The following is a 19,901-nucleotide window of genomic DNA, read 5'->3' on the forward strand; positions in this document are numbered from 1 at the left end:
GGTTACTTGGTCCCGGCCGCCGACGCCGGCTTCGGCTCTTCACGCGGCGTCACCTTGCTGCCGTCCTTCACCCGCTGCAGTCCTTCGACGATGACGCGGTCGCCGGGCTTGACCCCTTCTTCGATCACCCACGACGACGCGGTCTTGGGACCGACCTTGACGTTGTGGAAGGTGACGGCGTCGTCGCCGGAGACGGTCGCGACGCTGTACTGTCCCTGCACCTCCTGAACGGCACGTTGCGGCACCAGCATCGCGGCGGTCCGCTTCTCGAGCACGAAGCGGGCGCGGCCGTACTGGCCGGTGCGCAGCAGCCCGCTGGGATTGGGGAACGTGAATTGGATCATCAGGGTGCCGGTCGCCGCATCGACGTTCCGCTCGGCGAATTCCGGGTGGCCCGTCTCGCTATAGGTGGTGCCGTCGGCGAGCATCAGCTCCACCGGCACCTCCTTCAGGTTGGACGAGCCGGCCGTTTTCTCCAGCTGCTGCCGGATGCGCAGGTACTCCGCCTCGGCGACACCGGCGCGGAACTTGATCGGATCGATCGTCGAGATCGTCGTCAGCAGCGTGTTCTCGCCGCGACCGACGAGCGCGCCTTCCTTGACCTTCGTCGTCCCGATCAGCCCGCCCACCGGCGCCAATACTCTCGTGTAGCTCAAGTCGAGCGTCGCCTTTTGCAGGGAAGCCTTCCCGGCGTCGACCATGGCGGTGGCTGCCGCCTGGGCGGCGACGGCGTTGTCGAGCTCCTGCTGGCTGACCGCCTGGATCTTGGCGAGCGGCGTATAGCGCGTGACGTCGTTGTTCGTCTTGTCCAGCCGCGCCTGCGCGGTCGCCAGATCCGCCTTGGCTCCGGCGATCGTCGCCTCGAACGGCGCCGGGTCGATCACGTAGAGCAGGTCACCCTTGTTGACGATCGTCCCTTCACGGAAGGCGACACGCTGCAGGTAACCTTCGACGCGCGCCCGGATCTCGACGTCCTGCGTGCCGGTCGTCTGGCCGACCAGTTCCTGATAAATCGGGACGTCCTGCTGTACGACGCGCCCCACCGTTACTTCAGGGGGAGGGGGCGGCGCCGGGGGCGGCGCCTTGTCGCAGGCAGCAAGGGCGACGGCCACGAGCACGATCGCGAGCGTTTTCACGGCTGTTCTCCAGGCTCAGAGCAAAAGCGGGTCAGCATGAAACTATGGATGGCGGCGCCGCGCCGCTATGCGCTTTCGGCATTGGGGTTTCCGACCACGTACATCGTCTGGGAGGGGAACGCGACCGCCGTCCCGGCGGTGCTGACGACGTCCATGACACGGAACAGCAGGCCCTCCTGAAGCTCGAGGAAGTGCGCCCAGTCCCTCGCATACAGGTAGGCGAACACCTCGACGTCCAGTGAGAACGCCCCCATCCGCAGGAAACGGACCCGGATCGAGGTGCCGTCGACGAACGCCTCGACGGCGAGCAGCCGGCGCACCCCCTCGAGCACGGCGCGGAGCTGCTCCGGCGTCGTCTCGTAGCGCAGCCCGATCGTCGGATGGAACCAGAAGCGATCGCGCTCCGAGAGCACCTCGAGGCTCATGTTGGCGATCTGTCCGTTCGGGATGCTGACGACGCTGCGATCAGGCGTCCGGATGCGCGTCGAACGCAGCCCGATGTGTTCGACCGCCCCCTCGGAGCTCCCCACCCTGACGTAGTCGCCAACCCGCAGCGCCTGATCGAAGATGAGCGAGGCACCCGCGATCACATTTTCGAGCGTCTTCTGCGCCGCCAGCGCGATCGCCAGGCCGCCGACGCCGAGGCCGGCGAGCACGGGCGCCGGATTGACGCCGTAGCGGCGCAGCGTGACGATCACGGCGAGAAAGACCACGAGCACGTCGGCGACCCGCCGTCCCACCCGCAGCAGCGAGACCGCCGCGCCCATCGTGGCGCGCGGAATGCGGGCGATCAGCCGCCGCTCGATGCCGCCGTTCACCAGGATCAGCAACCACCCGATCGAGACGATCAGCAGCAACGAGGCGAGGTTGGCGAGATGCTGCCGGACGAGCAGCGACACCGGCAGGTTCTCGAAGGCCCACCGGCTGAGGATCGTGATGATGAGGATGCGCGCCGGCATCGGCAGTACGTCGTGATCGCTGATCGCCGGCATCCGGAACAGCCGCCGCCCAATCGGCGGCACGATGCGGCTCAGGGCGACATTCAGTACGACCGTCGTGAGATAGAGTCCGGTGAGCGCGATCAGGACGACGAGCCACTCGAACACCCGCACGCTGGCGATGCGCCACTTGAAGAGGAAGCGTGGCACGACCATCCGGGCCCGCTGCTGGCGAACGTCGTCGTACACCTGCGGGATCGCGTCGAGCGTCGCCGCCGAGAACAGCCAGAGCGGTGCGGCCTTGGCCCGGGTGACGCGCTCGAGCACGATGTCGAGCGGCCCCTCGGGTCCACTGACGCTGCCGACGACCTCCTCCTCCGGAGCCAGCGGATTGGCGCGCGAGCCAACCGGCGTGTCGTTGAGCAGGGTCAGCCGCGGCGGCAGCCGCGCGTCCAGTACCGCGAACAACTGGTGCGCGAGCGTTTCGGCGGCCGCGTCGGGCAGGCGCGTGTCCAGGTACTGGCGGGCGAGCGCCTCGTCTCCCTTGCGGGCCGAGGCGAGGAAGCCGAGGACGGTGCCGCGCGGGGTCGTTCGTCCGAGCGGATCGACCGGCGCCGCCGCGTCTGGCGCGGGAGCGGGCGCGGCGCCGGGCAGCGTCTGCGCCGTCACCGGCAACGCGAGCGTCCAGAGGAGGATCGCGCCGGCCAGCAGCCGGCGACTTACGCAGCGCATCACGGGAGTGCTGCCGGGACGGGCTGCGAATTACATGCCTGAGCCTGGGGCCCGCTGGCCCAATGCAGGTGCGGAATCGGTCCGGGCCGGGCACGAAATGCCGGAGGTCGCCCGAGATACCGGACGGCGCACCCGACTCCACCTGTCAGATCCACTAGTGGACGCGAGCGACAGGGGATGACTAAGGTGTCCGGATGACGCGGAAAATTACGGTTCTGGCGCTGCTTGTCGCGGTGAGCGCCTGTTCGAAGTCCACCCCCCAGCAAACGGCGACGACATCCGCCCCGGCGCCTGCGGCCGTGCCCGCACCCTCACCCTCACCCGCGTCCGCGCCCGACGCCGCCGCGCCGTCGGCAGCAGCGACAGAGACGTCGAAAACGGCGCCCGCCGAGGACTCCGCGCCCGAATACGAAGCCGTCCTGCCCGAATCGGTTCGGGCGGTCACGGACAAGCCGTTCACCGGCGACTTCGACGCCATGCTCAAGCGCCGGCTGATTCGGATCGGGGTGACGTTCAACCGCACGTTCTACTTCATCGACAACGGGGCGCAGCGGGGTCTGGCCTACGAGTACGCGAACCTGTATGAAGACCAGTTGAACAAGCGTCTCAAGACCGGCAACCTCAAGGTGCACGTCGTCATGCTGCCGATGCCGCGTGACATCCTGCTCAAGGCTCTTCGGGACGGCAAGGTCGACATGGTCGTCGCCCAGTTGACCGTCACGCCGTCACGTCAGCAGCTCGTCGACTTCAGCGCGCCGACGCGCCGCGACGTGAGCGAGATCGTCGTGACCGGACCGGACGCGCCGCCGATCGCATCTGTCGACGACCTGTCGGGCAAGGACGTGTTCGTCCGCAAGAGCTCGAGCTACTACGAGACCCTCGTCGCTCTCAACAAGCGGTTTGCGGCGGAAGGGAAGAAGCCCGTCGACATCAAGGTCGCATCGGAAAGCCTCGACGACGACGACCTGCTCGAAATGGTGAACGCCGGGCTGCTGCCGGCCATCGTCGTCGACAACTACCTGGCGCGCTTCTGGAAGCAGGTCTTCACCGACATCACCGTCCACGACGACGTCGCCCTCCATACCGGCGGCATGCTCGCGGTCGCGATCCGCAAGAACAGTCCGCAACTGGCGGCCGACCTCAATGGCTTCATCGCCAAGCAGGGGCTCGATTCCGCCATAGGCGCAATTCTGAACAAGCGCTATCTGCAGAGCACCAAGTACGTGAAGGGCGCGACGTCGGAAGCAGAGCGCAAGAAATTCCTGTCGCTGATCGAGATATTCCGGCGCTACGGCGACAAATACAAATTCGATTTCCTGATGATGGCGGCGCAGGGCTATCAGGAATCGCGGCTGGACCAGAACGCCAAGAGCCCTGTCGGCGCGATCGGCGTCATGCAGCTGATGCCGGAGACCGGCAAGGAGCAGAAGGTCGGGGACGTGCACCAGATCGATCCGAACATCCACGCCGGCGTGAAGTACATGCGTTCGATCCGAAGCACGTTCTTCGAGAAAGAACCGATGGACGATCTGAACAAGGGGCTGTTCACCTTCGCGGCCTACAACGCCGGGCCCGGCCGCGTGCGGCAGCTGCGCGTGGAAGCGAAGAAACGCGGGTTGAATCCCAATATCTGGTTCGGCAATGTCGAACGGATCGCGTCCGAACGTATCGGGCGCGAGACGGTGACCTACGTCAGCAACATCTACAAGTACTACGTGGCCTACAAGCTCGTCGCTACGGAACAACAGCGGAAGAAGCACGCGGTGAGCAGCACAGGCGGCCCGCACTGATCTGGCCCGAGGGGCATCGCCCGTCGGACTCGCCTGTATCGTCGCCGGCGCCTCGCCGCCTCGTGCCGCCGTACGGGCGCTAACGCGGCCGCTTGCGCGCGAGCCCTTCCTTCTCGAGCTGCTTGCCGATCTCGATCGCCAGTTCCTTCATATAGGTCTGGACGTCCTTCGGATCTGTGGCGCGCGTGACGCCCGCCCAGATCGGCGTGCCCTTCGACAGGTCGTAGAGAAGTGTCTCGAACGTGAAGCTCCGCTCCTCGCGGGCCTTGCCGATCGGGTACACCGCGCCCCACGCGTTGCCCCAGTAGTCCCATGCGTAGTTGTAGTAGCCGCTTACCCACACCGCCGAGGAGTAGACCTTGGTGGTGTCGGTGTGCACCAGCCTCATGATGACCAGTCCCTGGATGCCGGCCCGCGTGAACCACTGGCTGGCCTTGTCTTTGTCGGTGAGCAGTTCCTTCGGCAGGATCCGGTAGGCCGGCACGCCGATCGGACCGCGGGCGCTGATTTCACGGGCGAGCGCTTCCTCGGCCGAGACGCGGATGTTGTTGTCGTCGAGCACGACGACGGCGGCCACCTTGCGGCCGCCGAAGTTCAGAGGCTCGCTCCCGGGGGCGCGCCAGGTGGAGAGGAGTTCGAGGTCGGCGCTCGCGAAGGCCAGCGCGAAGAACAGAGCGGCGGTTGTTTTGAGCACGGCGTCCTTACTTGTTCTTCTTCTTCAAGGGAAAGCGTTTGATCAGCTCGACCGCCGCTTTCTTGAGCCGGTCTTCGCGGGTCTGGACCTTGTCGACGTCCTCGACGGTGCTCTGCGCGATGCCGCGCCAGACGACCAGCCGCTTGTCCTTCGCGCCGGGCAGCAGGGCGTCGAGCACCAGCGATCCCTTCGAGACCACTTCGAGGGCGCTGGTGCCGGCGTCGAACGGCGGCAGGCCCCAGTAGGGCACCGAGGGCAGGAACTGGCCCATGTACTGGCCGTTGGACTGGACCGTCACGAGCACGTAGTAGTGCAGCTGGACGTCGGGCGTGCCGCTCGTGGCGAGCGTCTTGCCCTTCTTGGTCATCTCCGCCTCGACGTACTGGCGGATGCGCGGGTCGATGAACGCCTTCAGCGCGGCGGGGTCGTCGTGCGGCGTGCGCGCCATCATCACGTCGCCGGCGTCGGCGTCCCATGCCCAGGTGCGCACGGTGGCGAAATCAAACGCTGGATCGGGTTCGGCCTGCACTTTGAGCTTGGCCGCCTCGAGCCCCGCGGCGAGCGCGAGGCAGAGGAGCGGGAGCATCAGTTTTTTCACGATTGCGTCTCCTGCGCGAGGGCAATGGCCGCCGCGCGTGCCTTTGTTGACGAGGCCGCTGGCCTCGCGCAGCCGATCCCGACCATCTCGCCGCGCCTGCCCCAGGTCGTCACGCGCCGCCCGATCCGATCGCCGGCTTCCAGGAGTCGTCCGGGCCGTAGGCCGTCATGCTTCCTGCGAGGCGCTCGGTATCGGCCCCGAGATCCTTCTCGCGAACCGCACCGTCCTGATTGACGACGAATGTCATGACGCCGGTGGCGTCGTACTGCGCCGGCCATGCGAGGAGGCCGAAGCCGCCGTTCGCGGACAGGATTCGGAAATAGTAGCCGTGAAACGGTGTCGGGGCCTTTCCCTGGCCGACCGGCCGTCCGTCGGCCGCGGCCTGCGCCACGAGATCGCCAAGCGGACTGCGCTTCTCCCCCAGGCCGACCGGCCAGTACAGCCCGTTCTGGGTGCCCGGATCGCTCTTGAACCGCGTGGCGTAGCGGCCGGCCGGCTGGCCGTCGTGCGGACGTGACGCGTACAGCTGCTGCGCCTTCACGTAGGCGCGGGAGACGAAAATCGCCGCCAGCTCGTTGCGGCCGATGCGGCGCGACAGGATCTCCTCTTTTCCGGCGGCGGTGTCGAAGCGCCAGCCGGCCGCGTCCTGGACGAGCGGGACCGGGAAGGGCCAGTTTTCGTTGCCGACGACCAGCACGCGCGTGTTGCCGGCGCCGGGCTCGAGATGCCAGCGCTCGCCGACGGCGGCCGTGAAGACGTCGCGGTTGTGCTGGGCGTTCGCCGGATCCGACGTGTCCAGCAGCGCCTGTCCGTCTGGGCCGAAAATCGCGACCAGCTCGTTGAGATTGCCGGCCTTGACGGCGGCGACGAGCGTGCGCACGCCGTCTTCGGGCGTGGAGAAGCTGCGGTGCGCCGGCGTCCGGTGGCAGGCGGCCGCGCTCAGGGCCAGCACGAGCACCGGGACGATCGTGCCGCCGACCATGGCCGGGCGAAAGGAATGGGTCATCGGCGCCTCGATCCGCTGCTGCGCGAGCTGCTGCGGCTTCGCTCGCCTCGCTGGCTCGCGGCGCGTTCCGACTTGCCGCTGGAATAGCCGGAGAAGGCGTCGGAGCGGGTGCCGCTCCGATCGACGGTGCTGCCATCTTGGCTGAAGCCGCGCGACTCCGAGGAGGTCGACGCGGCCGACGGGGACGCCGCGGCGCCGCTTCGGCTCTCCTGGCGCGTCGCGCGCTGCTCGCTGCCGGCCTGGCGATCGGTTCGCTGCTGCTGGGTCCCCTGCGTCCGCTCGCTCCGCTGATCGCCGGCGTTCTCGGCGCGATCGCTGCGATTCTCGCGGGCGTCTTCGGCACGATCGCTGCGGTTCTCGTACATGTCCTCGCGGTGGTCCTGCCAGTCGTCGCGCGCGTCGTCGCGCGCGTCGTTCCAGTCGTCCCACCCGTCGTTGTACATGTAACCGCCGCCCCAGCCGTGCGGCCCGTAGTAATAGTTGTTGTCGAAGGCAGCCCCGATCGCCACGCCGGCCGTGAAGCCGATCATCGCCCCCGCCGCCGCGGCCGCTGCGTCGTCATGATGCTCCTGGACGACGATCGTGGTGCTCGGCTGGGTGTAGACCACCTGCGGGTTGTATTGCGGGACGTAGACGATCTGCGGGTTGGCCGGCTCGATGACGATCACCTCCTGGCCCGCGCTCGTCGTCTTGGACTCGACCTGTTGCTGCGGCGTGTCCTTCAACGTGCCGGCCCCCTTGGCCTTCGCCCGCAGTCGCTGGACGCTATCGAACACCGACGATCGGTCGGCCGTGAAGGCCTCGCCCACCTTCTTCGTCCAGTCCGGACGGCCCGCCATCCACTCGAGGACGTCGGGGAACAGCACGAGCGTGGCGAAGCTGTAGTCGAAGCCCGCCTTGACGACCGCGTCCTGCAGCTCGCTGCCGCGCAGCGTCTGGCTCCGCAGCCACTCGGCGAGCGCGCCGACCATCGTCGGCTTTTCCGCGGACACGAGCATCTCGCCGAGCAGCTGATCGGGGTAGAGCGCGATCGGGGCGAGCAGCGTGTCGAGCTCGGCGGCGGTCGGCGCCGCCGCCGCCGCCGGACCACGTGCGTTGGCGAGCGTCAGCACGATGCTGAGCGCCGCCACGGCCTGCCGCATCGACGGCACCCTAGTACCGCTCCTTCACGAAGCGCCGGCGCCCGATCGTTTTGCTGTCGTTGTAGGCCCCCTTTTTCGAACGGGAGGGGAGCCGGACCGCTTTCGTCGCCAGCTTCTTGTGCGGAATCATCCGCAGGATGTGCGCGATGATGTTCAGGCGCGCCGCTTTCTTGTCGTCCGAACGCACGAGGTACCAGGGCGCGATCTTGGTGTCGGTTTTCTTCAGCATCACGTCGCGCGCGCGCGAATAGTCGTACCAGCGCTCGAGCGACGGCAGGTCCATCGGGCTCAGCTTCCACTGCCGGACCGGGTCGGTGATCCGCGCTTCGAAACGGCGCCGTTGTTCGTCGGGGCTGACCTCCAGCCAGATCTTCAGCAGGATGATGCCGCCCGCGATGATGTAGTTCTCGACCTCGGGGCAGACCTCGAGAAAGCGCTTGTGCTGCTCGGGGGTGCAGAACCCCATCACGTACTCGACGCCGGCGCGGTTGTACCAACTGCGATCGAAGATGACGACTTCCCCTTTGGCCGGGAAGTGCGCCATGTAGCGCTGCATGTACATCTGCGACTTCTCGCGGTCGGACGGCGCCGGCAGCGCGACTACGCGGAAGACGCGCGGGCTGACGCGCTCGGTCAGCGCGCGGATCGTGCCCCCCTTGCCTGCGCCGTCGCGCCCCTCGAAGATGATGATGACGCGGAGTCCTTTTTCCTTGATCCATCGCTGCAGGAGGCTGAGCTCGACTTGCAGCTTTTCGAGCGACTTCTCGTATTTGCCGCGTTTCATTGCCGTTCTCCGATCGCGCCGCGGATCTCCTCGACGTAATCGAGGCCGCGACTCTGTGCCACGAAATCAAACCGGACCATTGGGGGGGCTGACGCGCATTCCATCACGCCGAGGAGGGAGGTAAAGCCGGTCGACCGGACGCGACGCCGGGCGTCCGCCTCCGTGCCCCAGCTCTCGCTGTACCGCACCGTCGCCTCGCGTTCGGTCCAGGCTTCGCAGTCGAGACAGCCCGACTCGAGGCGCGTGCTCGCCATCAGAAATCTGAGCGTCTCGAGAAGCTCCGACGCGTCGCGCGGTGATGCGGCGCGCAGCATGACGTTGAGCCTCACCATGCCGACACGCGAAAGCACCCGCCGTTCCGACCGGCGCTGCCGCCCGGCCGCCGTTCTTACTATCGATGGGTCAACATGTTGGCGGAACACCCGTCCGGCCGTGCGATCGCCCGGCGCCCGGTATTCCAGAGATCCCCCGGCAGGCCGGAGGCCGTCCCCGTCCGGGAGTGGGTACAATGTGACGCCTCGCCAGAAGGGCGAATCCAGGGGACGACCACTCTCATGTCCATGATCCAGTTCATCGGGAACGACGAAGACCTCTCGACCGGCCAGGGATACCAAGAGGCGCCGACGTTCTGCGACGACTGCGGCACGACGATCGCCTGACGGGGCGCATGCGGGGACGTCTTCTTGCGGCCGTCCTCCTGCTGGCGGCGGCAGCGCAGCCGGCGGCGGAGCCCACCGTTCGCATCGGCCTCGATCAGAACGCGGCCACGGTGACGGTGCGCTCGGCGACGCCGTTCACCCTCGAGCAACACACCAGCCGGACGGCAGCCTTCGCGAACGTCCTGGCGATCGACGCGGCATCCGCCGGCAGCGCGCTCCGCAAGTCTGACCTGCAATACCGCCTCACGGTGACGCTCGACGACGACACCGTATTGGTGCTGGCGCCAGGGTCCCACCTCCGCATCGCCCCCACGGATGCGCTCCTCGAGATCGGCGACCGCGCCTACCGCGGCGTCCTCGAGGTCTTCGCCAACAGCCGCCGTACCCTGACCGTCGTCAACGAGCTGCCGCTCGAGACCTATCTCGCCGGCGTCGTCCCCAACGAGCTCAGCCCGGTGACCTTCGGGCAGCTCGAGGCGCTGAAGGCGCAGGCGGTGGCGGCACGGACCTACATCTCGCGCAATCTGGGGCAGTCCAAGGACGAAGGCTACGACGTCTGCGCCTCCGACGCCTGCCAGGTCTATCTCGGCGCGCGCACCGAAGATCCGCTGGCCGCGCAGGCGGTGTCGGAGACGCGTGGTATCGTCGCGACCTACGGCGGCAAGCCGATCAACGCCTTGTACAGTTCCACCTGCGGCGGACGGACCGAAGACGCCGAGAACATCTTTCACGAGAAGGTCCCCTACCTCGTGTCGGTGAACTGCGAGTATCAGCATCCAAGGCCGCTGCCGTTTGCCACCTCACGGTCGATTCCCGACTGGAAGCGGGGCGTGCTCGCCGCGGCACACGTAACGACCTTTGCCGAAGCCGCCCGCTTCATGGGCCTGCCCGACCGCGGCGAGCCGCCGACCCCGGCCAGTCCGGCCGCCCTGGCCACCTTCATCCGGCAGACGTTCTATCCGTCGGTGATCACCGCTTCCGACCTGACGTTTCTCGAGGACCAGGGGATCCTGCCGGCCAGCGGGACGGCGCCTACCGAGGAGCTGCTGTTCCGCTTGATCGACCGCAAGAACGCGTTCGAATGGCAGCAAGGGGTGCTCGTCGCATGGGACGGGACGAAGATGCGCCTGCTCGTCAACGGACAGCCGAAAGAGTTCACGCTGCAGGCTGACGCCCTCATTTATCAGCGCGTCGGCGACGATCGGCTGCCGCTCGCCGGGGGCGCATGGATCGGCGGCGAACTCGTCGATCTCCGCGCCGAGGAGGGCACGATCGCCATGCTGGTGTTTCGCATCAACTTCGCCAACCCCGCCGAGGATCGCTATTCCCGTCTGGCGATGTGGCAGGTGCGGAAGACCGCCGCCGAGCTCAACGCGGCGTTCCGGACGCTGGCCATCGGCGACCTGACCGACGTGCGGGTGACCGAGCGCGGCGCGTCGGACCGCGCCGTCAGCACCGAGGTCGTCGGCGCGCGGGGACGGCGGACGCTGCCGGCGCTGCGGATCCGCACGCTGCTGGGGCTCCGCGACAGCCTCTTCTCGTTCGACATCGAACGCAACGCGCGCGGCGCGCTGCTCGGCATGACGTTCTACGGACGCGGCTGGGGACACGGCGTGGGGATGTGCCAGGTGGGCGCTTACGGCATGGCCCTCGACGGCGCCGGCTACCAGGAAATCCTGAAGAAGTACTACACCGGCATCGAGTTGCAGAAGCTGTATTGACCATGCTCCCCGATCGCTTCCTTCTGATCCGGCGTCGCTTTCCGGACATGCGCATCGGCGATGTCGCGGCTGCGACGCGGCAAGCGCTCGAGCGCGACGATCCGGCCCGGCGCGTCGGCCCGGGCGCGCGGATCGCGATCGGCGTCGGCAGCCGCGGCGTGGCCAATATCGCGACGATTGTCGGCGCCGTCGTCGCCTACTGGCGCGATCGCGGCATGCAGCCGTTCGTGTTCCCCGCGATGGGCAGCCACGGTGCCGCGACGGCCGAAGGGCAGGCGGATGTGCTCGCCCATCTCGGTGTCACGGAAGCGTCGGCCGGGTGTCCGATCGTCAGCCGCGCCGACGTGGTGTCGCTCGGGCGCACCGGCGAAGGCATCGAAGTGTTCATGGATGCCGCCGCTCACGGAGCCGATGCCGTGATGATCGTGGCGCGCGTGAAATGGCACACGACGTTCAGCGGCGGCGTCGAAAGCGGCCTGATGAAGATGGCGTCGATCGGCATCGGCAAGTTCGCCGGCGCGCAGAAGTATCACGCCCACTCGCAGCGCCTCGGCCTCGAGCATGTGATCCGCACCGTCGGACGCCGTGTGCTGCAATCGGGGAAAATCATCGGCGGCCTCGCGATCGTCGAGGACGCGCACCACAACACGGCGACGATCGACGCCGTCCCGGCCGAGTACCTCGAGCAGCGCGACGAGCAGCACCTGGCCCTCGCGAAGTCCTGGATGCCGACCCTGCCATGCGACCTCGACGTGCTGATCGTGGACCAGATCGGCAAGAACATCAGCGGCACCGGCATGGACGCCAAGGTCGTCAACCGCGGTCCGGCGTGCGAGTACAACGCCTATCCGGACCTGCCGGCGGTGACGCGCATCTTCGCCCGCGATCTGCATCCCGACAGTTGGGGCAATGCGCTCGGGATCGGCATGGCCGACGTCACCACCGATCGGCTCGTCCAGGCCATCGATTGGACGCCGACCCGGGTCAACGCGCTCAGCTCGGGGATTCCCTCGAAGATTCGCGTGCCGACCCATTTCGCGGAGGACCGCGAGTGCGTCGAATGGGTCGCCGGGACGGCCGGCAGGATCGATCCGGCCGAGGTCACCTACGGCTGGATCCGGAACACCCTGGAGCTGGGGCGCGTGGCGGTCAGCGCCAATTTGCGCGATCGCCTGCCCGCGGACGCCGTGATCGAGCGGGAGATTGCCGTCGACTGGACACGCGGCAATCTGCTCGGCCCCTTTCGGTGAGCAAGCGGGAATCACGGCGGCACGGTAGCGGCCGCTACGGGCGGCTCGCGGCGGTCACCGAGCGCCGATCCGCCCGGTGACTGTCATTTGCAATACGATGTGGGACGAAATCCTCAATTCCTTTTCTTCTTCGATAGGACACCTGCATGAAACGTTCGCTCGTCCTCGTTCTTGGCCTCGTCGCGCTCGCGACGGGTATGGTCGGCGCGCAAAACCGCCGCGCGCTGACGACCGCCGATTACGATCGTGCCGTCAAGATGCTCGCGCCCAGCCTGACGGGGCTGGTCTTCGGCGACACGGTCAGTGCGACGTGGCTGCCGGATGGCCGTTTCTGGTACGCGCGCACCACCCCGACGGGCAGCGAAAACGTCGTCATCGACCCGGTGAAGAAAAGCCGCGAAGTCGTCCAAACGCCGCCGCCGGGCGGCCAGGGCCCGGCGCCGGCCTTCGGGCGCGGCGGCCGCGGTGCTGGCGGCGAGGGGCGGGGCGGCCGCGGCGGCCGAGGCGGCGTGACACTGTCACGCACGTGCGGCCCTAACGTCACTGGCCTCACCGGCGCGCCGCCCCCCTCGCTGTCGCCCGACGGCAGCAAGGCGATCTTCATCTGCGACTGGAACCTGTGGGTTAAGGATGTCGCCACCGGACAGGAACGCCAGTTGACCACCGACGGGGCGAAGGACTTCGGCTACGCGACCAGCAACGCCGGCTGGGCGACGACCGCGGCGCCGTCGCTCTCGTGGTCGCCCGACGGCAAGCGCATCGCCACGCAGCAGCAGGACGAGCGCAAGGTCGGCGACATGTACCTGGTCGAAACCCCGGTCAACGGCGGCCACCCGGTGCTGCGCGCGTGGAAGTATCCACTGCCCGGCGACCCCGACGTGGCGATGATCAGCCGTGTCGTCATCGACGTCGGCACCGGCAAGGTGACGCGGCTCCTGGACGGCCCCGACTTCCACCGCGCGATGTCGGAAGACAACATCGACATGGGCGAATACCTGTGGAGTCCGGACGGTTCGCGGCTCGGCTACGTCTCGACCGATCGCTTCCACAAGAATTCCACTGCCAAGCTCGTCGATGCCACGTCCGGCGAGGTCCGCACGCTGTTCACCGAGACCGAAAAGACGCACGTGCAGACGCGCGTGCAGTGGCAGATCCTGTGGGACTCGAAGGAAGTCGTGTGGTACTCGCAGCGCGATGGCACCGCCAACATGTACCTCTACGATCTGGACAGCGGCAAGGTCAAGAACCAGATCACCAGCGGCCTCGGCCCGATCACGCGCGTCAACCGCATCGATCACGACACGCGAACCCTGTGGTACGAGGCCGACGGACGTGAGAAGGACCAGGATCCGTACTTCACGCACCTCTACCGCGTCGGCCTCGACGGCCGGAACAGCGTGTCGCTGACGCCCGACAACGGCACCCACTCGGTGCAGATCTCGCCCGACGGCAAGTACGTGATCGACACCTTCTCGCAGCCCGACGTCGCGCCGGAGACGACGCTCCGCGACGGCAAGTCCGGCGCGCTCGTCATGCCGCTCGAGAAGGCCGACATCTCGAAGCTCCTCGCGACCGGCTGGAAGCCGCCCATGCAGATCAAGATGAAGGCGGCCGACGGCAAGACCGACATCTACGGGATGCTCTTCCGGCCGACCAACCTCGATCCGTCGAAGAAGTATCCGATCATCAACAACGCCTATCCCGGGCCACAGTCGGGCAGCGTCGGATCGCGCGCCTTCACGGTCGCGCGCGGCGACAAGCAGGCCCTCGCCGAGCTCGGCTTCGTCGTCGTCAGCATCGACGGCACCGGTACGCCAAACCGCTCGAAGGCCTACACCGACTCCTACTACGGCGCGATGGGCCGCGACAACACGATTCCCGATCAGATCGCCGGCATGAAGGAGCTGGCGAAGAAGTATCCGTGGATCGACATCGACAAGGCGGCGATGTGGGGGCACTCGGGCGGCGGCTTCATCACCGCCGACGCGCTGCTGCGCGCTCCCTACGACGACTTCTTCAAGGTCGGCATCTCCGAATCCGGCAATCACGATCAGCGCCAGTACGAAGACGACTGGGGCGAGCGTTATCAGGGCCCGCTCGTGAAGAACGCCGACGGCACCGACAATTACGAGATCGAGGCCACGCAGACGCAGGCCGCCGGCCTCAAGGGCCATCTGCTCCTGATCCACGGGACGATGGACAATAACGTGCCGCCGTACAACACGCTGCTGGTTGCCGACGCGCTGATCAAGGCCAACAAGGAGTTCGACATGCTGCTCATTCCGAACTCCGGCCACGGCTACACGCCCGGCAACTACGTGATGCGCCGCCGGTGGGACTATTTCGTCAAGTACCTGCTCGACGCCGAGCCGCCGCGCGACTATGTCATTCCCTCGGGTCCGGCTGGCGCCGGCGGGCGCGCCGGCCTGGCCGGCGGCGATCAATAGCATGTTCGGATTGGGAGAGACGATGAACGCGAAGCGAACGATTCTGGCCATGGGAGCGGCGATATTCGTCGCCGCGGCCGCCGCCGCAGGCGCGCAGGCCGTCACCGAGAGCGTGCACGTCGTTGTCGGCGGCGGTCCGCTGGCCGGCAGCTACGATGCGACGGAGACGAAAGGCGGCTGCAGCACCGGCGCCAACGGCCCCGGCTCGTGGGGCAATGCCTTCAGCAACGCCAAGGCAGGCGCCAAGGAGATTGGCGCGCTCTCGCTGATCGTGCCCGATGCCAAGGCGGCGGCCGCCGGCACCAGGCAGTTCTTCGTGCAGCTGCGCTTCGGCTCTATCCTGCAGCAGAACGTCTCCTACACGATCGAGACGCGCCCGACCGAAAAAAAGCAGGAGGGGGAGGGCACGGTCAAGGTCACCGACGCTGGCGCCACCGCCAAGGTGACGATCGAGGGGAAGACGAAAGACGGCATCGGCTTCACGGCGACCGTCGACTGCAAGGCCGTCGTGCGCATGGGCCAGTGAGTCCGGGAGGGGGCCGTTCTTCCTACGAAATGGCACATCGCGTCGGCGACCGTGCTCGCGCTGTTCGCCGCCACCCTGGCGTTCGGGCAGCGCGGCGGGTTCGGCCAGTTCGACACGCGCGCCGGCGCGCCGCCGCCCGCCGCCGAGATCCCCTATGACGGGCGCTTCGCCTTCGTCCGGCTGACCTACCAGACGCTGCCCGGCGGCTACTGGTATCGTGGCCAGCCAGCCTGGTCCCACGGCTATCCGTCGGCCGAGCAGCATCTGCTGCAGATTCTGGCGTCGGTCACCAACATCGACGCGCATCAGGAGACGACGACGCTGTCACTCGAAGATCCCCGGATCTTCGAGTTCCCCGTCCTCTACATCATCGAGGTGAGCTGGTGGCAGATGACCGAGGCCGAAGCGCGCAATCTGCGTGCGTTCCTCGACAAGGGGGGCTTCGTCATCGTCGACGACTTCAAGACGGCCGAATGGCGCGGCGGGCGCGGCTGGGCGCAGTTCGCCGACAACATGCGGCGGGTCATTCCCGACGCGCAGTTCGTCGACCTCGACGTGTCGCATCCGATCTTCAACGAGTTCTTCACCATCCGATCGCTCGAGATCTTCCCGCAGGCGTACAACGCCGGCCGGCCGATCTTTCGCGGCCTCTTCGAAGGCAACGATCCGCACAAACGGCTGCAGATGTTCATCTGCTACAACACTGACATCTCGCAGTTCTGGGAGTGGTCGGGTCTCGGCTTCCGTCCGATCGACGACACCAACGAGGCCTACAAGCTGGGCGTCAACGCGATCATTTACGGTCTGACGCACTGAGACCGCGTCCAGGCAGAACGACCGGGGTCTGTTCCACGGTCGCGCTCACCGGTGAGACATGCCAGATGTCATCGCAGTACTCGCGGATCGCGCGATCCGACGAGAACTTGCCGCCCCGCGCCGTGTTCAGGATCGACATGCGCGTCCAGCGGTCGACGTTCTCCCAGGCGGCGCTCACCTGTTGCTGGCACTCGATATAGGCGGCGTAGTCGGCGAGCACCAGGAACGGATCGGCGTGGCGCAGATTGTCGACGAGCGGCGCGAAGACCGCGGCGTCGCCGTTCGAGAAGTGTCCGCTCGCGATCAGGTCGAGCGTCGCGCGCAGTTCGTCGTTCCGCTCGATGTGCTCGGCGGGACGGTAGCCGCCGCGCTTGACGGCGTCGACCTGCGGCGCGGTCAGGCCGAACAGGAAGAAATTCTCCGGCCCGACTTCGGCGCGGATCTCGACGTTGGCGCCGTCGAGCGTGCCGATCGTCACCGCGCCGTTGAGCATGAACTTCATGTTGCCGGTTCCGGAGGCTTCCTTCCCGGCCAGGGAGATCTGCTCCGAGAGATCGGCGGCCGGGTAGATGAGATGGGCGTTCTGGACGTTGAAGTTGGGCACGAACGCCACCCTGATCCGTGAGTTCACCTCCGGATCGCCGTTTACCGTGTCGCCGACGGCGTTGATCAGCTTGATGATCAGTTTCGCCATGCGGTAGCCCGGCGCCGCCTTGCCGCCGAACACGAACGCCCGGGGCGGAATCGTCAGCCGTGGATCGCTCTTCAGCCGCCGATAGAGCGTGACGATGTGCAGCACGCTCAAGTGCTGGCGTTTGTACTCGTGAAAGCGCTTGACCTGGATGTCGAACATCCAGTCGGGATCGAGCACGATGCCGGTGACGTCCTTGACGTATGCGGCGAGGCGCCGCTTGTTCGCGTGTTTGATCGCCCGCCATTCGCGCCGGAAGGCGGCGTCGTCGACGTGCGGTTCGAGGCGCCGAAGCGATGCCAGATCGGTCGGCCAGCCGTTGCCGATGGTCCGATCGAGCAGGTCGCGCAGCCCGGGGTTGGCGAGCGCGACGAAGCGGCGCGGTGTCACCCCGTTGGTCTTGTTGCTGAAGCGCTCTGGCCAGAGTTCGTAGAAGTCCCGCAGCAGACTCGACATGACCAGATCCGAATGCAGCGCGGCGACGCCGTTGATCGCGTGGCTGCCGACCGTGGCCAGGTGCGCCATGCGGATCGATTGCTGACCGTCCTCGCCGACGAGCGACATCCGCGCCACGCGCGGCTCATCGCCAGGAAATCGCGCACGGACCTGGTCGAGGAACCGCCGGTTGATCTCGAGGATGATTTCGAGGTGCCGCGGCAGCAGATCGCGGAACATCGACAGCGGCCACGTCTCGAGCGCTTCGGGCAGCAGGGTGTGGTTGGTGTAGCCCAGTGCCGCGACGGTGATGTCCCACGCGGCGTCCCAGCCGAGTCCGCGCTGGTCGACAAGCAGGCGCATCAGTTCGGCGACGGCGATCGACGGATGTGTGTCGTTGAGCTGAACGGCGTAGCGCTCGGCGAAGCTGGTGACCGGCGCGCCGCTGACGTCCAGGTGGCGCAGCATGTCCTGGAGCGAACAGGAGGTGAAGAAGTACTGCTGCGACAGCCGGAGCCGCTTGCCGGCCACCGGCTCGTCGTTCGGATACAGCACCTTGGTGATCGTCTCGGAGACCAGCTTCTGGTCGACGGCCGTGTAGTAGTCGCCGACGTTGAAGGCTTGGAAATCGAACGACTCAACCGCCTCGGCACTCCACAACCGCAGCGTGTTGCAGGTGCCGACGCGATATCCCTGGATTGGCGTGTCGTAGGCCATCCCTTTCACGACCCGGTCCGGCACCCAGCGGACCCGCCTGACGCCGTCGGCGTCCTCGTACCACTCGGTGCGGCCGCCCCAGTTCACGTAATACGCCACATCCGGTTTGGCGATCTCCCACGGATTGCCGTGGCGCAGCCACTTGTCGGTGATTTCGTGCTGCCAGCCGTCGCGGATTTCCTGATCGAAGATGCCGAATTCGTAGCGAAGGCCGTAGCCGATCGCCGGCCGCTCCAGTGTGGCCAGCGAGTCGAGGTAGCACGCCGCCAGCCGCCCGAGCCCGCCGTTGCCGAGCCCGGGTTCCTCCTCGCAGGCGATGATCGCATCGAGGTCCTGGCCGAGATCGGCCATCGCGGTGCGCGCCGCCGGCTCGAGATCGAGGTTCAGAAGGTTGTTGCCGAGGTGCGGGCCGAGCAGGAATTCGGCCGACAGATAGCAGGCGAACTTCGCCTTGCGCCCGATGTACTGGTCCGCCGTGTGCGCCCAGTGAGCCTGCATGCGATCGCGCACCGCGAGCGCCAGCGCCCGGTAGTACTCGTCTCGCGTCGCCGCCGCGGGCCGCCGCCCCAGCGAGTAGCGGAGGTGATCGACCACCGCCTGACGCAGCGCGCCGGGCCGATGTCCCGTCCGGACGTCGTCGTTCGAAACCGCGTCGGTTGGTGCCATCGAATTGCCTTTCCGCTACAGCGGCCACAGCCAGTCGGTGATCTCCGAGGGGTCGGCGCCGTACTCGTGCGCGTAGCGCACGTGATCGATGATCGCGTTCTTCATGTCCTCGCGAAGATGGCCGGCGGTCGCCCCGAGTGACGGCACGCGATCGATGACGTCCATGACCAGGTGGAAGCGCGAGGTTTCGTTGAGCAACGTCAGCTCGAGCGGCGTGTTGATGTTGCCCTTCTCCTTGTAGCCGCGCACGTGCATGTGCTCGTGGCCCTTGAACCGGTAGGCGAGCTTGTGGATCAGCCACGGGTAGCCGTGGAAGTTGAAGATGATCGGCTTGTCGACCGTGAACACGCTGTCGAAATCGTGTTCCGTCGATCCGTGCGGATGCTCGGTCGCCGGCTGCAGCTTGAACAGATCGACGACGTTGACGAAGCGGATCTTCAGATTGGGCAGGCGCGCGCGCAGGATGGCGGTGGCGGCCAGCGCTTCCTGAGTGGCGACGTCGCCGCACGACGCCATCACGACGTCCGGTTCGCCGCCGGCATCGTTGCTGGCCTTCGCCCAGATGCCGAAGCCTTTCGCGCAGTGGACGATGGCCTCGTCGATCGTCGTGAACTGCAGGTGTTTCTGTTTGTCGACGACGATGACGTTGATGTAGTCCGTCGAGCGCAGGCAGTGGTCGGCGATCGACAGCAGCGTGTTGGCGTCGGGCGGCAGATACACCCTGGTAACGCTGGCGCTCTTGTTGGTCACCAGATCGATGAACCCCGGATCCTGGTGCGAGAAGCCGTTGTGATCCTGCCGCCAGACCGTCGACGACAGCAGCAGGTTCTCCGACGCCACCGGCGCGCGCCACTGCACGTGGTTCTTCGAGATGTCGAGCCACTTGGCGTGCTGGTTGAACATCGAGTCGATGACGTGCGCGAACGCCTCATAGGTATGGAAGAACCCATGCCGGCCGGTGAGAAGATAGCCTTCGAGCCATCCGATCAGCGTGTGTTCCGAGAGCATCTCCATCACGCGGCCGTCGCGCGCCAGCTCGCCGCCGTCGGCATCCTCGGGCAGCAAGTCCGCCATCCAGGTCTTCTTGCTCGCCTCGTAGACGGCCTGTAAGCGGTTCGACGCGGTTTCGTCCGGACCGAACACACGGAAGGTC

At 66.9% G+C, this 19,901-nt stretch carries 16 protein-coding genes; 6 read left to right on the forward strand and 10 right to left on the reverse strand.

Going from position 1 to position 19,901, the window contains the following annotated elements; all coding sequences use genetic code 11:
- Nucleotides 1-2: 2 nt before the first annotated feature.
- Nucleotides 3-1,136: an efflux RND transporter periplasmic adaptor subunit gene (locus VGI12_06265; protein ID HEY2432260.1), complete on the reverse strand. Its 1,134-nt coding sequence runs from the start codon at nucleotides 1,134-1,136 to the stop codon at nucleotides 3-5.
- A 65-nt stretch (nucleotides 1,137-1,201) separates the two neighbouring features.
- A complete protein-coding gene (locus VGI12_06270) occupies nucleotides 1,202-2,806 on the reverse strand; it encodes a mechanosensitive ion channel family protein (protein ID HEY2432261.1) in 1,605 nt (534 codons plus the stop codon).
- Nucleotides 2,807-3,000: 194 nt separating this feature from the next.
- On the opposite strand from VGI12_06270, the gene VGI12_06275 reads away from it, so the two are divergent.
- Complete coding sequence (locus VGI12_06275) at nucleotides 3,001-4,596, forward strand: transporter substrate-binding domain-containing protein (protein ID HEY2432262.1); 1,596 nt, start codon at nucleotides 3,001-3,003, stop codon at nucleotides 4,594-4,596.
- A gap of 79 nt (nucleotides 4,597-4,675) precedes the next feature.
- On the opposite strand, the gene VGI12_06280 is transcribed toward VGI12_06275, so the two are convergent.
- From VGI12_06280 to VGI12_06305, 6 genes are all read right to left on the reverse strand, one after another.
- Nucleotides 4,676-5,290 (reverse strand): hypothetical protein, encoded by a 615-nt coding sequence (locus tag VGI12_06280; protein ID HEY2432263.1) that lies wholly within the window; start codon nucleotides 5,288-5,290, stop codon nucleotides 4,676-4,678.
- Between the two features lie 7 nt (nucleotides 5,291-5,297).
- Entirely contained in the window at nucleotides 5,298-5,888 is a 591-nt protein-coding gene (locus tag VGI12_06285) for a DUF4136 domain-containing protein (GenBank protein HEY2432264.1), read from the reverse strand.
- Nucleotides 5,889-5,997: 109 nt separating this feature from the next.
- The gene (locus VGI12_06290; protein ID HEY2432265.1) at nucleotides 5,998-6,894 is read right to left on the reverse strand and encodes a DUF2950 family protein; all 897 of its coding nucleotides are present in this window, start codon (nucleotides 6,892-6,894) and stop codon (nucleotides 5,998-6,000) included.
- Nucleotides 6,891-8,036 carry a DUF3300 domain-containing protein gene (locus VGI12_06295; GenBank protein HEY2432266.1) on the reverse strand — a complete coding sequence of 382 codons (1,146 nt, stop codon included), beginning with the start codon at nucleotides 8,034-8,036 and terminating at the stop codon, nucleotides 6,891-6,893. Before VGI12_06295 ends, VGI12_06290 begins: the two co-directional genes overlap by 4 nt.
- Nucleotides 8,037-8,046: 10 nt before the next feature.
- Nucleotides 8,047-8,820: a polyphosphate kinase 2 gene (ppk2, locus tag VGI12_06300; protein ID HEY2432267.1), complete on the reverse strand. Its 774-nt coding sequence runs from the start codon at nucleotides 8,818-8,820 to the stop codon at nucleotides 8,047-8,049.
- Nucleotides 8,817-9,134, reverse strand: coding sequence for a hypothetical protein (locus VGI12_06305; protein ID HEY2432268.1), 318 nt, complete (start codon nucleotides 9,132-9,134; stop codon nucleotides 8,817-8,819). The genes ppk2 and VGI12_06305 overlap by 4 nt, the downstream gene beginning before the upstream one ends.
- 353 nt (nucleotides 9,135-9,487) lie before the next feature.
- On the opposite strand from VGI12_06305, the gene VGI12_06310 reads away from it, so the two are divergent.
- The 5 genes from VGI12_06310 to VGI12_06330 all read left to right on the forward strand — a co-directional run bounded on the left by VGI12_06310 (nucleotide 9,488) and on the right by VGI12_06330 (nucleotide 16,239).
- Nucleotides 9,488-11,200 carry a SpoIID/LytB domain-containing protein gene (locus VGI12_06310; protein HEY2432269.1) on the forward strand — a complete coding sequence of 571 codons (1,713 nt, stop codon included), beginning with the start codon at nucleotides 9,488-9,490 and terminating at the stop codon, nucleotides 11,198-11,200.
- A gap of 2 nt (nucleotides 11,201-11,202) precedes the next feature.
- Nucleotides 11,203-12,450: a hypothetical protein gene (locus VGI12_06315; protein HEY2432270.1), complete on the forward strand. Its 1,248-nt coding sequence runs from the start codon at nucleotides 11,203-11,205 to the stop codon at nucleotides 12,448-12,450.
- 146 nt (nucleotides 12,451-12,596) lie between these two features.
- A complete protein-coding gene (locus VGI12_06320; protein ID HEY2432271.1) occupies nucleotides 12,597-14,897 on the forward strand; it encodes a DPP IV N-terminal domain-containing protein in 2,301 nt (766 codons plus the stop codon).
- Between the two features lie 22 nt (nucleotides 14,898-14,919).
- Entirely contained in the window at nucleotides 14,920-15,423 is a 504-nt protein-coding gene (locus tag VGI12_06325; protein HEY2432272.1) for a hypothetical protein, read from the forward strand.
- Nucleotides 15,424-15,474: 51 nt separating this feature from the next.
- Nucleotides 15,475-16,239, forward strand: coding sequence for a DUF4159 domain-containing protein (locus VGI12_06330; GenBank protein ID HEY2432273.1), 765 nt, complete (start codon nucleotides 15,475-15,477; stop codon nucleotides 16,237-16,239).
- Here the strand turns inward: VGI12_06330 and VGI12_06335 are convergent.
- Both VGI12_06335 and VGI12_06340 read right to left on the reverse strand, forming a co-directional pair.
- Nucleotides 16,217-18,748: a glycogen/starch/alpha-glucan phosphorylase gene (locus tag VGI12_06335; protein ID HEY2432274.1), complete on the reverse strand. Its 2,532-nt coding sequence runs from the start codon at nucleotides 18,746-18,748 to the stop codon at nucleotides 16,217-16,219. The two genes, VGI12_06330 and VGI12_06335, sit on opposite strands and share 23 nt — an antisense overlap.
- A gap of 15 nt (nucleotides 18,749-18,763) precedes the next feature.
- Nucleotides 18,764-19,901 (reverse strand): phosphoketolase family protein (locus VGI12_06340; protein HEY2432275.1); only part of this gene is annotated, 1,138 nt, incomplete at its 5' end.

The sequence above is a fragment of the Vicinamibacterales bacterium genome, from assembly GCA_036496585.1.
Lineage (GTDB): Bacteria > Acidobacteriota > Vicinamibacteria > Vicinamibacterales > 2-12-FULL-66-21 > JAICSD01.

Bases quoted from the DNA above. Each gene is read 5' to 3' on its own strand.
- VGI12_06325 (HEY2432272.1), top strand. From the start codon at position 14,920: ATGAACGCGAAGCGAACGATTCTGGCCATGGGAGCGGCGATATTCGTC.
- VGI12_06310 (HEY2432269.1), top strand. From the start codon at position 9,488: ATGCGGGGACGTCTTCTTGCGGCCGTCCTCCTGCTGGCGGCGGCAGCG.
- VGI12_06295 (HEY2432266.1), bottom strand. From the start codon at position 8,036: ATGCGGCAGGCCGTGGCGGCGCTCAGCATCGTGCTGACGCTCGCCAAC.
- VGI12_06275 (HEY2432262.1), top strand. From the start codon at position 3,001: ATGACGCGGAAAATTACGGTTCTGGCGCTGCTTGTCGCGGTGAGCGCC.
- ppk2 (HEY2432267.1), bottom strand. From the start codon at position 8,820: ATGAAACGCGGCAAATACGAGAAGTCGCTCGAAAAGCTGCAAGTCGAG.
- VGI12_06290 (HEY2432265.1), bottom strand. From the start codon at position 6,894: ATGACCCATTCCTTTCGCCCGGCCATGGTCGGCGGCACGATCGTCCCG.
- VGI12_06305 (HEY2432268.1), bottom strand. From the start codon at position 9,134: ATGCTGCGCGCCGCATCACCGCGCGACGCGTCGGAGCTTCTCGAGACG.
- VGI12_06270 (HEY2432261.1), bottom strand. From the start codon at position 2,806: ATGCGCTGCGTAAGTCGCCGGCTGCTGGCCGGCGCGATCCTCCTCTGG.
- VGI12_06320 (HEY2432271.1), top strand. From the start codon at position 12,597: ATGAAACGTTCGCTCGTCCTCGTTCTTGGCCTCGTCGCGCTCGCGACG.
- VGI12_06335 (HEY2432274.1), bottom strand. From the start codon at position 18,748: ATGGCACCAACCGACGCGGTTTCGAACGACGACGTCCGGACGGGACAT.
- VGI12_06315 (HEY2432270.1), top strand. From the start codon at position 11,203: ATGCTCCCCGATCGCTTCCTTCTGATCCGGCGTCGCTTTCCGGACATG.